Here is a 15351-nt window from a genome sequence, read left to right on the forward strand (position 1 = left end):
AGTTAGTTGTTTTATTAATATTCTTAAAAAACAAGAGTATTTATCGATTTTGCAGTTAACTCTATTGAAACGTTTTTATCATCAACTTTTACACTTACTGTATCAGAAGTTTCTTTGGCATTGTACAACATTACAATTACACGTCCGTCTTTTAATTTAAATGCTATATGATTTTTACCTTCGGATGATTTTAAAAAATAATCTCCTGGTTGTATAAAATGAGACAGATGTTTAAATAAATAAAACTCATCTGTATAAGTTACTTTTTTGGTTGTTTTATCTATAACTACCATAGAATTTTGTGGCCATCCCCAAGCACTTTTTCCTGTTTCATCTAAAATCATATTCCAATACATATAAGATCCAGATCCGTTTTTAAAATAATGTACAATGTCTTTCCAAGATCTTTCTACAGATGTCCAATCATTTTCATGCTCACCACACTTATTTTCTGTTTGCATTAATTTTAAATCTGGAAAAGTTTTATGCACAGTTGGTATTGATTTTGCTCCTCCCCATTGAAAACCTGCACCAGAAATATATTGAGCAGTAGATTTGTATTCTAAAATTGTTTTTACATAATTAGGATTTCCAGAATTTACGGTACCTAACCAAATTTCTGTTTCTAAACCGTCTTTTACAAACTGTGGTCCTAAAAAATCATTGATAAAATATGCCATATCTTCTGGTCTCCAAGTACAACTTGGCCAGTTAGGCTGAAAAGCAATCTCGTTTTGAGGCATAATAGCAAATAAAGAAACTCCTGCATTTTTGTAAGCTTGTACAAATTTTGAAAAATACAATGCATACGCTTTTAAATATCTTTCTTGCATTTTAAATGCTGTTGCATTGTTAAGTATTTCTGCTTCAGGATTCATTTTATTTCCTTTTTTAGCATTTTCAAAATCTCCACTTCTCATTGCGTAATGCTCGTTAACTTTCATCCAAGCTGGTGGAGACCAAGGTGATGCCCATATTTGTAAATTAGGTTTTACTTTTAGAGCTTCTTTTAAATACGGAATTAAAATATACTTATCTCTATCAATATTAAAATCTCTCATTTCAAAATCTTCTGGCACATCATTACTAGAATAATAACTTAAAGCATAATCTGATGCTCCAATAGGAATTCTACACATAGAAAAATTTGCTCCTTTTTCTGAAAACAACTCATTAAAAACCTTTTTAGATTCCTCTTTAGGTAATACACTTAATGCATCCCAACCTAACTCGTTAAATGCACCTCCAATACCGTCTACTTTTTGTAATAAACTATCTGTATAAACTGTAATGTCTGGTATATTTGTTTCGGTATTATTCTTTATTTTTTTTGAAGTTTCATCCCATTTTTTTGATGTTGTTGACGAAATAATTTTCACTTTTTGAGAAAAAACTACATTTGATAACATCATCAAACTAAAAAAAATAATTACTCTAAAACTCTTGTTCTTTAATTTATTCATCTATAAAATAATTTACTTTATTGTACTAAAAATTGCTACTCTTAATCCTTCTTTATGATAGAAATTTGCTTTTTCTGTTGTTGCAGATCATTAACATTGCAACCTTAAATATGTATTGTAATTTCTACCAAATCTGTGTGAATATTTCATATTAATTATGCTGTTTTTATTGGGTTAAAGGCATCATCCTTATTTGTCATCAAAAGGATTTGAATGCTTTATAAAAATAAAATTTAGTCTATAATTTTTTTGTAAAATAATATTCAAACTATATAAATTATTAACCTGATGAGATGTTATTTCTAGTTTTTCTATTCTTTTCTAATAAAAAAAGCCCTATTAATATATTAATAGGGCTTTTATCATTTTTTTTTTAATTTATTACTCTTCTGTTGGTTGATTCCATAATCGATATGGATCTTTATGAGCTTTCATTTCCTCTAATAATAAAGCTTCCATTTCTGCTAACTTTTCTGCATATTTTGGATTTTCTGCTAAATCAGTTTCCATTTCACCTTTTTTATGATGTTCTGGTAAATATTCGTTTGGGTTTTCTGCTAAATTAAATAACTGTGTTTCTCTAACAGCTCCATCCATTACATCGTATTTTATTAATTTCCAATCTCCTTTTTTAACAGATCTCATTCCTGGTTTTGTTCCTCCGGCGTAAACACCGTACATTACATCTCTAATTTCTTCTTTTTCTCCATTAATTACAGGTACAAAACTTTTTCCTTCTACAGTTTCTGGAATTTCTATTCCTGCTAAATCACACAAAGTTGGTAATACATCTAAAAGGTAAATATTTCCGTTTACTCTTTTTCCTGATGTTATTCCAGGTCCTTTAATTATAAACGGAACTCGCCATGTATGTTCGTATAAATTTTGTTTTCCCATTAAACCGTGTCTTCCAATAGACATTCCATGGTCTGATGTATAAATAATGTATGTATTATCTAGCTCTCCCATGGCTTCTAATTTGTCTAAAACTTTACCTAATTGTATGTCTATATTTTCTGAACATGCATACTCTCTACCCAATTCATTTCTAACGGTATTTTCATCTCTATTTTTCCAAACACCACTTACACGTTCTTCATCTCTTAAATTTGGGTGTCCGTGAAAAAATGGATGCTCTTCTAAATAATTATCTTGTAATTGTGGTTGTTTTTCATTTAAAACAGGCACGTTATTTTTATCTCTATGATTTACAGAACCGTATTTTTCTAACAATTCTGGTGTTCCATCTCTTTTATCATGAGGATGAGAAAAACCGAAGTAAATTAAAAAAGGATCTTCTTCTTTTGCGGTTTCTCTTTCAGACAAATAGTTTAACACTTGTTTAGAGTGCCATGCACTACCGCTTTCTTCTGTTCCGCCTCTTTTGGTTGCATCTTTAACTACTGTAAATTGTTTATTAGCATTAGGGTAAGAGTTACCTTTTTTACAGGTACGCATTGTTTTATAACCTGCATTATTAAAAACAGCTCCCATTGTAAAGTCTTCTATTTTATTATAAGAAGTATCTTTTTGATTGATTGCACTATTGGGTAAATTCCATAAAGAAACACCACTCATAATCATATGTCTAGATGGTGTACAAACAGCTCCATTCATAGATCCCATATTTCTTGCTTGGTCAAAAACAATTCCGCTTTCTGCTAATTTATCTATGTTTGGCGTTTCTAAAATCGAATTAGGATCGTAAGTTTTTAAATCAAAAGGAGATTGATCATCAACCAAAACAAAAAGAAAATTTGGTCTCTTTTTTTCTTTCTGTTTCGTTTCCGATTTTTTACATCCTAAAAAAAGTAATACTGTTATTATTGATAAAATAAGTCTATTTTTTTTATTTGATAATTTCATTTTCACTGTTTTTTAAATCACTTGTAATAATCTTATTAACAATATTATATCTTTTCAATTTTTGCATAATATGCACCAATTTCTACATTATCTTCTAAAGTAAACCATGTTTGTAAATGAGTTTCTCCTTTTTCTAATTCTACTGTATATTCTACAAATTTTGATGTTAAATCTACTTCTTTAGACAATTCTTTATCTTGTATTTTTATTCTAGAATTTTTAATATTTAAAGCTTTTCCTTTTTTGCTTTCGGTTACACTTGTGCCTTCAAGAGCAGGACGTATAGGTGCTTTATCTCCTAAAGCTAGATGAGTTTCTTCTGGCCAACGAAGTAATTTTATAGAATATGTACCAGATTCTTCTACTTTAACTCGCCAAAAACCATTATTTACTTGCGCTTGTCTTATATGATCTTGTTTCCAAGGTGTAAAGGTTTCACTATGCCAATCATGACAAAACAAAGTGGTTGGATTTTCGGCTTCATTTCCGACGATAAAATAAGGTTTTTCTTCGAAAGTTGGAGAAATTTCTGCCCACCATTTATCATATTCTTCTTTATATTTTTCTACTTTTTCTGGATATTGTTCTGCAATATTTGTACGTTGTTCTGGATCTGTATCTAAATTATAAAGTTCTGTTCCTTCTACTAATCTCCAATTTTTATGCATCAAAGCAGTTCTTTTCCAAGGCACAGGATCTGTAGAAAATTGTGTATTAACATATACTATTCTATCTTTAAATTTAGAGTTATCGCCTTGCATTAAAGGTACCAAACTAGAACCATCAAATTTTAAATCTTCTTTTAACTCTAAATTACATAAGTCTACCAAAGTTGGAAAAACATCGTAATGAGCCGTTAATTCATTGATGTCTTTACCTACATTTATATTGCCATCCTTCCAATGGATAAAAAACGGAACTCGATGTCCGCCTTCATACATACTTGCTTTTACACCGCGCATTCCGGCATTGTTTCCTTTGGCAATAAAACCATCTAATCTATCTTGCCCTTCTCCCATTTTACTTCCTGCAGAAGATCCATTATCTGTAGTAAAAATTAAAATGGTATTATCCATTAAATCAATTTCTTTTAAATATGTTACTAATTTCCCTAGGTTTTCATCAATATTTGCAATCATTCCATAAAATTCTGGATTAGGAATATTCTCATTATTTTTATATTGATCAGAATATTTATCTGCTACCCAATATGGCGAATGTGCTGCATTTGTTGATAAATAACAAAAGAAAGGTTTGTCTTTTTGTTTACTGATGTAATTTTTAGCATTTTCGAACCAAACGTCTGTACAATAACCCTCAAATTTTTCTAATTTACCATTGTGCATATATGTATCATCAAAATAATCGTTATTCCAATAATCCATTGTTTGTCCTACTCCTCCACCGTTATTCATTAAAACCTCATCAAAACCTTTGTCTTGTGGACGAAATGGATAATTATCTCCCAAATGCCATTTACCAAACATGGCCGTATTATATCCATTTTCTTTAAAAACCTGAGCCATTGTTTTTTCTTTTTCTAAAATTAAAGAACGTCCTTTTATGGTAAAAAACACTCCCGTTCTATAATTATGATGCCCTGTCATTATAGCTGCTCTTGTAGGTGCACAAGTAGGGCTTACATGGTAATCTGTAAATCTTGTACTTTTGCTTTGTAAAGCATCTATATTTGGTGTTTTAATTTCTTTATTACCCAAAGCAGCAATGTCTCCATAACCAACATCATCTACCATAATTAAAATTACATTTGGTTTCTTTTTTTGCTGTACTGCTACTTTTTTTTCTTTTGAAGAACATGATAAAAAGAATAAAAGATAACTACATATTATTGTGTAACATGAAACTTTTTTTATTAAACCTAAGTAAGTCATTATTTTTATTTTAAATTTTATATAACAATTCTAATTAAGAGAAAAGCTGCTAACAAAATTAAAAATATTCCATTTTTTACATTAAATACTATATTCATTATTGTTAACTTAAAGCCCATTTTACCCTTAAAAAGGTTTATATTTTTAATCTAATAAAAAAAAGACTGCCTAAAAAGACAGTCTTTTCTACATTCAGCTAAAACTGAATTATCAACAAATAAATAATACACTATTTTAAATTAATTACTCTATAATCTCCTTCAGCAAATTTCTTTTCTTTTTTATTCTGAATAATTATTACCGGTACTTCATTATGTAAAAATAATTGTCCGTTTTTTATCTCTAAAACAACATTACCCAACGTATTTGTAGTAATTGTATAACTTTTTGCTTTTAACAAATTTCCTTTTCCCATAAAGAGAATTAAATCTCCATTTTTTTCTTGTCCTACCAAAGCGTAAGAAGCATCAGAAATCATACTTTTATATGTTGCTTTGTATTTATTTTTAGATGAAAAAATATAATCTTTTCTTTCTGATTTATGTGTGATTTCTAAACCTACAAACTCTTTGTTATTATTTTCATCTTCAAAACTTTTTATACTTTTTATGCTTTTTCCTTCTGTTGATGTAAAAGGCTCATAAACAGATACAAAAGGATGTTCCCAAGCTTCTCCGTGTTGACGAGCCGCTAAAGTTAAGTAAGGAGCTTTCTCTACATCATAAGGTAAATTATGCTTTTTAAAAGCTTTGTTTGGTGGCGATTTTAATGAAAATATTTCACGCCCTTCTGTACCTTTCATCCATAAATTCATAAACACATCTTCTTGTCCTTCTGGTCTATCTATTTTCCATTGTGCTTGATAATCTTTATCACTTTTAATTGATTTTTTATCCCATTGATAGTCAAAAGCATATAAATATCCACCTGCAAAAGCCATTTCTTCACTTGGTGTTAAATCTAATGGTTTTTCTAAAGCATCCATAACTTGCATACTTTGCCCTAAATTATGATAGAAATAATCGTGAAACTTGTCTCCTTTTCGTTGTTTTTTAGAACGAAAAATATCAATATAATAACCTGTTGTTTCTCCTGTTTTAATTGTGCTTAGCAATCTACTTTGATCGCTACGTGTTTCTGGTTCTAAAAAATAAACATCAGAAAAAGTAATATTTTTATAGAATCCTTCTTTTTTTTCTGATTTTGGATATTCTCCCATCAAATCAAATGCATGATTACTAAACATTTCTGTGTATGATGAAACTCCGTCTACCATTACCGTATTATGTGCCGGAAATTGAGAGTAAAACTCAAGGTAAATTGGTTGTAAATAACCCGCTCCTTTACCTGGATCTGCACCTTGCACAAAGCCTTTACCATACAATTCTAAATTAATTCCGTTTGCATGCATGTGGTTACCCAAAGATGCGTTTAAAGATGCCATCATTCCATTTTTACCACTTCCCATTCGTTGTACATGCCAACTTACGTTTGGTGCATAAAATGTTTGAGTGATGTAATCTTTTATATCTGCCGTTTTGTATTTGTCATTTAATTCTAACGGTTTTGCAGCAAAAAAAGAAGAAATATCTGCTTTTGGTTTTTTATTATTTGTTGCTTTTTCTGATTTATCTGTAAACAAACGATACATGCTTGTAAACTCTTCTTCTAATTTTTTATCATCATTTTTCTGCGCAATACGAATCATGTTACTTATTGCATCTGTATAAATTGGACCGTAATACGTATCTCCAAAAGCCACAATTTGTCCGTTTGGAAATAGATATTGTGGTAACATTTTTACAGCTTTATTAATAGTTGGTGTGTAGGGTAAAATGTTATGATCAAATGTATTATCAAAATCATTGATAAAAGTGGTTAAATCTTTAGTTACTCCTTGAGAGTATCCTGGACATTCTGCCCAAACTCCCGTATTTTTATCATAACCAAAATCCATAAATTTAGTAAGAGACCATTGGCGAGCAGAAGTAACGTTTAATATATAATTGATATAGTATTCTCTACCTTTTTTATCTTCATAGTTTTTATCATCTTGTAAAACCATTGCAGCTTTTAAAATGATTTTTGCCTGATGAAGATTCCAATTATTTTGTGGCACACCATTTTTAATAATTTGATCTGTCCATCTCTTTATTGTCTTATCATACATTGCTATATTTTCTGGATGATTTTCTTCTATATATTGATGTAAAAAATCATACAATTCGGCTATATTTTTTAGCGTTCCTTCATGAATTACTTGAAAATTAGTAAAACCTACAAGTGTTTGAATATGACCATTTAATAAATCGATAGGTTCACTTCTATAAGACATACCTTGCATGTATGTGTGAAAAACATCGTAAGAAAACTTAGCAAACTTTTTATCATTTTCTAACCAATATACAAATGCCGCATCACGCGATAAACTAATAATTTGATCATTAATTGCATAAATTGCTCTACCTGTTTTAGAAATTTCTGCCCATTCAAACGGATTTCCTTCTTTGGTTTTATTTGGCAAATACAATCCACGAGGATCATCCATATAAGGTAAAACGTCTTCTAATTTTGGTACTCCATAATTAGACGTATAATCTCTAGAACCTACAAAACGAACTGTTGGTACAGGTGCTTTACCGTCTGCATGAGAATAATTAATGCCGTTGATATAAATGTTTGTAGATTTTGTTTTCCAATACATTTGCAAACGAGAAACCATCCATTCTGGATCGTTTACATGACGCGCTACGTGTTCATCTATTCTATTATGAATTCCGTTTAAAACATCTGTTGCCCAAGATTCTTTTTTAATTGTTTTTTTTAAATCTTTTTTACCAGATTCTGTAATATACAATCTTGGATATCCTTGTTCTAAATTTGTTGGAACAGGAATATCTGCATTTGTTTGTGCTTCTAATTTTATTACTAAAACAAAACTTAAACAAAAAATTAATCTTCCTACCGTTTTATTTCTCACTTTACTTTTATTAAACAATGTGTAAATATTTTTATTGCAATCTAATTAAATAGATAAATTGGTACTATAAACTATTGGTCTATGAGTATAAATTATAATCTAAACTCAAATAAATTAAGAAATCTATTACCTATTTTTTTAAATGCACATAATTGTAATATACAGCTCCTATCATTTTACCAGACACGTCATAAAACCAAGTTTGAATAAAAGCAGGACCTTTTGGTAAGTTCTTTAACGTAAATTTTACCCCGTCTGCTTTTGAGTTTGCTTTTTGAGTTTCATCTACATAAACAGTATCTCCATTCCAAATTTTAATTCGTGCACTTGCAATTGGCAAAGCAACACCAGAACCTGCAGAAGTTAGTGTAGTTTCTTTTTCTATTTCTTTTGGCCAACGTCTTAGATCAAAATTATAAGTGCCTGTTTTTTCAAATTCAACAGCTATAAAACCACTTCCTGTAGCTCCTTTTTTAACAGCATCTTGATCCCAAATTACAGTTCCATGAAAATCCATTGCATGTAAATCTGTTTTTGGTTCTTTATCGCTTCCTAAAATAATTCTTGTATATTCATCTGATCTTTCATCAACAAGCTGCCACCATTTTTCATATTCTTCTTTTAATTCTGATACAATTACTTTATGAGCCGGATTTTTAATTACATCTATTTTTTGCTTTTCATCAACTAAAACATCATACAATTCCCAATCAGAATCTGCACTATTACGAATTAAACGCCATTTATGTATAATTGTGTTTCCTTGCCAAATATCTTTTTTAACTGATAGTTTTTTATATTTTTCTGGAAACTCGGTCCACATATCATTAATTGTTACGGCTCTGTTTTTGTATTCCACAGGATCATTTGATGGATCTGTATCTAAAAAAGGTTTAAAACTTTTTCCTCTAATTTTTAATTTTTCTGGTCTGTTAGGTATATCTTCTAAATCTAAAATATCCATAAATGTTGGCAACCAATCTATATGTGCAGTAAGCGGTGTTACTTCTCTAGCTTTACCAACACCACCAAGTCCACCATTTTTCCATCTTACAAAACTTGGCACACGTGTACCTCCATCATAATTAGAACCTTTGCCACCTCTAAGATGTGTACCTCCACCATTATCTGTTGTAAAAATTAAAATGGTGTTATCAGCTATTCCTCTATCATCTAAAAATTGCATTAAACGTCCCATATTTTTATCAATATTTTCAATAGTACCTGTTTTGGCGTTAACTCCTTCTCTTGTATCTGGTGGTTTTACATGTGGTGCATGCGCAGTACCTAAAGGAAGATAAACGAAAAAAGGTTTTTTCTTTTCTATATTATCGTCCATAAACTCCATAGCACGATTAAAAAAGAAATTATTGGTAAAAGCTCCTTTTATTCCATCATCTTCATCTTCCATTTTAACCAACTTGTCATTTACCCAAATACTCGCATGGTTATTTGTATTATTCCAATAATCGGGTTGTTGTCCTGTTCCTCCTCCTTTTATCCAAGCAACGTATTCGAAACCACGATCTTTAGGTCTAAAAGGATAATTGTCTCCTAAATGCCATTTAAAAAAGAGTCCGGTGGCATATCCATTTGCTTTAAATATATCTGCCATTGTAATTTCATCGGCTCGCATCATATTTCTACCATTAATGGTGTGCCAAACTCCAACCACATCACTCGGTCTACCGGTTAAAAGTGCTGCTCTTGTTGGCGAACAACTAGGTGAAACATGAAAATCTGTTAAACGTACACTTTCTTCTGCTAGCTTATCTATATATGGAGTTTGTGGGCCATTTTTTTTATAATAAGAAAAAGCATTGTGACTAATATCATCTGGCATTACAAAAATAACATTGGGTCTTTCTTGTGCAAAAGTTGTAGCAATTGCCATAAAGCATAAAGTAAATGTTGTTATTAGTTTCATGTTTTTATTTTTTTAAATGAGAAAGAATAAAATTAGTTGCATATTGATTTAAATCTTCCATTGATGGAGAAATATTTGATCCACTAAAACTGTGTCCTGCATTTTTTATGACCAATAATTCTACATTTGCTTTTTTCTTTTTAGCAACTTCAACCATATAAGTAGAGTTAATAAGAGGCAATACAATGTCTTTATCTCCATGAAGTAGTAAAATGGGCGGACTATTTTTTTTCAGCAATTCCGTTGGACTCAATAATTTGGCTAATTTTGGTTTATTCTTTAAACTATCACCTAAAATTCTATCATAAGAATCTTGTTTTTCAAATAACGATCCAGGTACCAACTCTGGGTTTAAAAGTGATGTAGCAGGAAAATAAGAAACTACACATTTAAAATTTAGAGAAAACTTTGCCGTTTCTATATCTCCTTTAAAATCAGAATTTTTACTTAAAGCTGTTACTAAACTTAAATGACCTCCTGCAGAACCTCCCCAAATACCATATTCTTTTGTATCTAATTTATATTTTTCTGCATTTTTTAAGAGAAATTTTGCTGCATCTTTTGCATCTACAACAGCATCATAAGCTGTAGATTTTCCTCGTGTTCTTCTGTACTCTATGGTAACACAAACAACACCTTCTTCTAGTAAAGATTTTAAAGTACCTACAAAAGATTTTCTAAATACCTTGTATCTATCTCCTCCTCTCCATCCTCCTCCATGAACATGTAACATCCATGGATTATTTTTTTTGATTTTATCTGCATTCGGATAATAAATATCCATTTCTAAACTAATACCATCTACTACCTTATAAACAATATCTTTTTTATAATTTAAGGTCTCTATCAACTCTTTAACTTCTGGAGTTTGTCCGTAAATTATAGATTGAAAAAGTAAAAAAAAGACCATTATTACTTTTGTATAAAAACTCATTTTTTATTCTGTTTTTCTTTAATCAATATTAGTTTTCACTTTCAAAAACTTGCTCTAACTCTATATAATCTAAAGCAAATGGTCCTTTTGATGGTTTCCAATTACGTTTAAATATTCTTACTAAATTGTCTCCTTCTTTTAATTCTACAATTCCAAAATCTATTACTGTAAATTCTTTAGATTGTGGAAAAATAAAATTATTGTACTTGTAACTATTGATTAACACATCATGATTTGAATCTCCTTCTGGTGATGCGTATCTTACTTTTAATCTGTATTTTGATTTTTTAGCTACTTGTGCCAACATATAAACATGATCATAAGGATTATCAAAATTTGTTACATAACCTTTACCACTATATCCTTTTATCCAAGTATCTACATTTACATTATATAATTCTCCTCCAGCTGCAAAACCATTTTCTGCTTCTAAATGAAGCGTTGTTTTAGTTCTTTTTGCCAGACCTAAACCTTCTTTTGACGGAACAATAGGAATGATATCTCCATTTTTATCATACTGTAAATAATCTGCCATTACATTTCTGGTTTCACTTAAACCACCAGATAACCAAGCACTGTGATAAAACATTATATCTTTTCCTTTATAAGTAACAGTTCCTCCATGGTTTGTTCCACTTTGCCCTTCAAAATCATCAATAAAAGTGCCTTTAAATTCATAAGGACCTAATGGATTATCTGCAACAGCATAAAACATTTTTTCTGGCCAACGTCTTGGTGTTAATCCTGGATATGTTAAATAATATTTTCCTTTACGTTTGTGTACCCAAGGACCTTCAAACACATATTTTAACTGAGAAGTTAACTCTACATAAGTTTCTGGTTTTATAGACATTAAATCGGCATTTAACTCGGCTGCAAAACATTTACGATCGTGTCCCCAAAACAAATACGGAGTTCCGTCATCATCAATAAAAATTGCAGGATCTTGCCCAAATTCTACACCTTTTACATATCCTAAATCGTTAAAAGGTCCTTGCGGAACATCGCTAACAGCAATGCCTGTTCTAAAAAGTCCTATTCCTGCTTCTTTCATACAATACACTAGGTAATACTTGTCTCTATAATATGCGGCATCCATTGCCCAAGCATGACTTTCTGCCCAGTTTACATTTTCTAAATGTAAAATACGACCATGATCTGTCCAGTTTACTAAATCTGTTGTAGAAAATGCGTGATAACCAGTCATACCATAATGGTTATTAGAACCTGGTTCATCATGACTTGTATAAACCCAAAGTTTATCTGGATCATTTGGCCAAACATGTGGAGAAGGATCTGCTGTAAAAACATGTGTAAAAACTGGATTTTGTGCAAAATTTATTCCTGTAAAACACAAAAAAAAGACGATGATTTTTTTCATTTATTTTTATTTAAAAATTTCTTTTAATTAAACCTAACACCTTTTACAAAATCATTTGTAATTACTTGATTCGCTTTAACTTTATTACCATCTAAAATTACATTTTCAAATGTTACACCTTCAATAGTATGTGTATCATCAAAACCAATTAATTGCATACTTGCATGATCTTTTATAATATAGGGTTTCCAATCTGTACCGTCTTGAAAACCTGTTAACGTAGTATCTATAGGCGCAGAAGTTGCTACAATGTCTTTAAAAATTACGTTACGTACATTTCCACGTTCTTCACTTTCTGTCCATCGTGTTTTTCCTATCCAACAAGAAATTAATCTACGTGCTTCTTCTATTCTTATATCTCTAAAAATAACATCGCTAATTAATGCATCATCGCAATGATAAACTCTTAATGCAGTTTCTCTTCCTTTATCATGAATTACATCACAATCTTCAAAAATTACATTGGTTACATTTTCTTGAATTTCTGCACCAATACTTAAAGAGTGTGCCAACTCATTCCAGATTACACATTTACGCGTATGTATGTTTTTCACTTCTCCTTTTCCTTTAAATGATTTTATTACAACAGCATCATCTAACGTGCGCATAAAACAATTTTCTACCAATGCATTTCTACTGTTAGAAATATCTACTCCATCTGAGTTTCCTCTCCATCCTAAAATTTTAATATTATCTACATGAATATCATCTGTAGCCTGTAAAGGAATCGTCCAATGACTTGGATCTAAAATAGTAACGCCTTCTATGTTGATATTTTTAGAATGTTGGGCAAAAATAGTATAGCGTCTTTTTTTCTTTGGGATAGCAGCCTGATCTATAATTCCGCGACCTCTTATTGTAATATTTTCTCCTTCCATAAAAAATGTAGGAGGTGTTAAATTTTGACTAATCATTTTTTCTATTGGTTGCTCTTCTGCATCCACAATAGCTTTTATATAAGCTCCTCCTGCAATATAAACTGTAGTATTTTCTGGTATTTTAATATGAGTTACCTCGTGTAAACCGGGACCAAAATACATCACTTTTGGATCTTTTGGATCTGGAATATTTGTTTCCATAGGATTTGCAAAAACATGTAAAGATTCATGCCAATCTCCATTAAACTCTATCGTTAATGCACTAGGTTTATTTACCGTAAAAAACACTTTATTATCTTCTATTCTAGCATCAATCTCTAAAGAAGATGGTAGAATTTTTACATCTTTAATTGTTTCTGAATAAGTAACACTTAATTCTACTTCGTCTTTTCCTATATCAAAAGAAGCCAAAGATGCATATCCAAATTTAGAACGTGAATGATTTAAACGAGGAATAGGACTATCTGTAGCCACTTTTGTTTTATAAACAGGTACATTTTGCCCTTCTACTTCTACTATATAAATACTGCTAACATCTACTCCCTCTGGTGCAGCATAAACTTTAAATTCTTTAATTTGTATATCTTCTTTTTTACAAGCTGTAGTTACAATTGCAATACATACAAGCATTAAACTTATTGATAGTATTCTTGTTTTAATCAATTTCATTGCTGTTTATTTTTTATTAACCTTAATACTTTGTCCTTTATTTTCTATAATTTCTCCATCTGTTTCTATGATACTGTTTTTCGCCATTTCTCCGATGGAAATAGGCATTCCTGTTTGGTTTATTAAATGAAGTTTATTTACTTCAGCTTGACTATAGGGAGACATCGATTCTCCATGCATTGGTGGTGTGTAACCCACCAAAATTGGTAATTCTTGTGTTCTCTTTTTTCCTTCAGCAGCTTTTAAAACTACTTTATTATTAGTACCCAAAACAGTAATTAATGAATGTACTTTTCTATCAGATTCTGCTGAATCAACCATCAACTCAACATCTACATTACTACCCTCAACAAACAAAAGAGGTCCGTAATTAGCATCTCCTTTACAGTTAATCATTGTGGTGTTATCTCCAATCCAATACGCACGTTCTGTACCGATAGTTTTGCAATTTTCTAAGCGAGCTTCATTAAAACGAAGTTCAAATCCTCCACGAGTATTTTTTGCTGTACAATTTTTAAAAGTGATATTTTCACACTTGCCATAAGTTCTAAATCCATCTTCGCAAAGCGATTTCATATAACCCGGAGTTACAACATATTCCCCTTTACGGTTTTGCGTCCATGTTTTAAAATTAATCTCAAAAGCTGGACCTGATGTTTCTGCTAATATTTCGTCGGTAGAACGTACTTCGCCTTCTGCATAACAATCTTCAAAATATACATTCTTTGGATGTTGCTGAATAAAAAAACAATGACCAAACGAGCGATTATACACTTTACATCCATACAATTTGGTTTCATTTCCTGTTACCAAAAGTCCACTATGTTTTCTGTGTTTTATAGTAGTTTCTTTTTGTTTTCCTTTCCCAAATAAATCTCCATATCCATAAGGATAAGATCCTGCAACATGCAAAGTAATCTCTTTAAGAGTATTATATGCTCCGGCTACTTGAAGAACAGTACCACCTTTTGAAGTTCCTTGTCCGACACATCTAATTGTTAACCCAAAAAATGTGTTGTTAGAACCTGTAATTAAAAATTCATCAGAATGAATAGGTGGGTTTAATAAGGTTCTAATCTCTGTATCTAATTCTATTTCTACACCTTTTAAATTAAAAATATTGTTACTACCACTAAACGTAATATATTGGTATATTTTACGTGTTTTAATACTATCTAGAGTTAAATAATCCGTTAATTTATATACTCCTGGCTCCATAGTAATGGTATTTCCACTTTCTGCGGCATACTTTGCCAAGGCTTGCAACGAATTAATTTTTATTTTTTTAGCTTCTACTACATAACTAATAAATAGTAAACTGAATAGGAATGCTCTTGATATTATTTTCATTTTCAATGTTA

At 30.6% G+C, this 15351-nt stretch carries 9 protein-coding genes; all 9 read right to left on the reverse strand.

The genetic code is table 11. The features are described 5' to 3' along the window. Positions 1–23: 23 nt before the first annotated feature. The 9 genes from KI686_RS13590 to KI686_RS13630 all read right to left on the reverse strand — a co-directional run bounded on the left by KI686_RS13590 (position 24) and on the right by KI686_RS13630 (position 15340). Positions 24–1379: a glycoside hydrolase family 30 protein gene (locus tag KI686_RS13590; protein ID WP_237589868.1), complete on the reverse strand. Its 1356-nt coding sequence runs from the start codon at positions 1377–1379 to the stop codon at positions 24–26. Positions 1380–1844: 465 nt separating this feature from the next. Then, complete coding sequence (locus KI686_RS13595) at positions 1845–3329, reverse strand: sulfatase family protein (protein ID WP_237589869.1); 1485 nt, start codon at positions 3327–3329, stop codon at positions 1845–1847. 44 nt (positions 3330–3373) lie between these two features. Next, positions 3374–5221: an arylsulfatase gene (locus KI686_RS13600; RefSeq protein ID WP_237589870.1), complete on the reverse strand. Its 1848-nt coding sequence runs from the start codon at positions 5219–5221 to the stop codon at positions 3374–3376. Between the two features lie 229 nt (positions 5222–5450). Further along, complete coding sequence (locus KI686_RS13605) at positions 5451–8201, reverse strand: endo-acting ulvan lysase-like protein (RefSeq protein WP_237589871.1); 2751 nt, start codon at positions 8199–8201, stop codon at positions 5451–5453. A 130-nt stretch (positions 8202–8331) separates the two neighbouring features. Further along, entirely contained in the window at positions 8332–10128 is a 1797-nt protein-coding gene (locus tag KI686_RS13610; protein ID WP_237589872.1) for a sulfatase-like hydrolase/transferase, read from the reverse strand. 4 nt (positions 10129–10132) lie between these two features. Further along, entirely contained in the window at positions 10133–11062 is a 930-nt protein-coding gene (locus KI686_RS13615; protein ID WP_237589873.1) for a prolyl oligopeptidase family serine peptidase, read from the reverse strand. Between the two features lie 28 nt (positions 11063–11090). Beyond that, entirely contained in the window at positions 11091–12443 is a 1353-nt protein-coding gene (locus KI686_RS13620; RefSeq protein ID WP_237589874.1) for a family 43 glycosylhydrolase, read from the reverse strand. Positions 12444–12466: 23 nt separating this feature from the next. Beyond that, the gene (locus KI686_RS13625; protein ID WP_237589875.1) at positions 12467–13990 is read right to left on the reverse strand and encodes a glycosyl hydrolase family 28 protein; all 1524 of its coding nucleotides are present in this window, start codon (positions 13988–13990) and stop codon (positions 12467–12469) included. Positions 13991–13996: 6 nt separating this feature from the next. Continuing rightward, the gene (locus KI686_RS13630) at positions 13997–15340 is read right to left on the reverse strand and encodes a hypothetical protein (RefSeq protein ID WP_237589876.1); all 1344 of its coding nucleotides are present in this window, start codon (positions 15338–15340) and stop codon (positions 13997–13999) included. Positions 15341–15351: the final 11 nt, after the last annotated feature.

Source organism: Polaribacter sargassicola, assembly GCF_021991835.1.
Taxonomy (GTDB): domain Bacteria; phylum Bacteroidota; class Bacteroidia; order Flavobacteriales; family Flavobacteriaceae; genus Polaribacter; species Polaribacter sargassicola.

Coding starts and splice junctions, on each gene's coding strand:
- KI686_RS13595 (WP_237589869.1), bottom strand. CDS start 3,329: ATGAAATTATCAAATAAAAAAAATAGACTTATTTTATCAATAATAACA.
- KI686_RS13600 (WP_237589870.1), bottom strand. CDS start 5,221: ATGACTTACTTAGGTTTAATAAAAAAAGTTTCATGTTACACAATAATA.
- KI686_RS13610 (WP_237589872.1), bottom strand. CDS start 10,128: ATGAAACTAATAACAACATTTACTTTATGCTTTATGGCAATTGCTACA.
- KI686_RS13615 (WP_237589873.1), bottom strand. CDS start 11,062: ATGAGTTTTTATACAAAAGTAATAATGGTCTTTTTTTTACTTTTTCAA.
- KI686_RS13620 (WP_237589874.1), bottom strand. CDS start 12,443: ATGAAAAAAATCATCGTCTTTTTTTTGTGTTTTACAGGAATAAATTTT.
- KI686_RS13625 (WP_237589875.1), bottom strand. CDS start 13,990: ATGAAATTGATTAAAACAAGAATACTATCAATAAGTTTAATGCTTGTA.
- KI686_RS13630 (WP_237589876.1), bottom strand. CDS start 15,340: ATGAAAATAATATCAAGAGCATTCCTATTCAGTTTACTATTTATTAGT.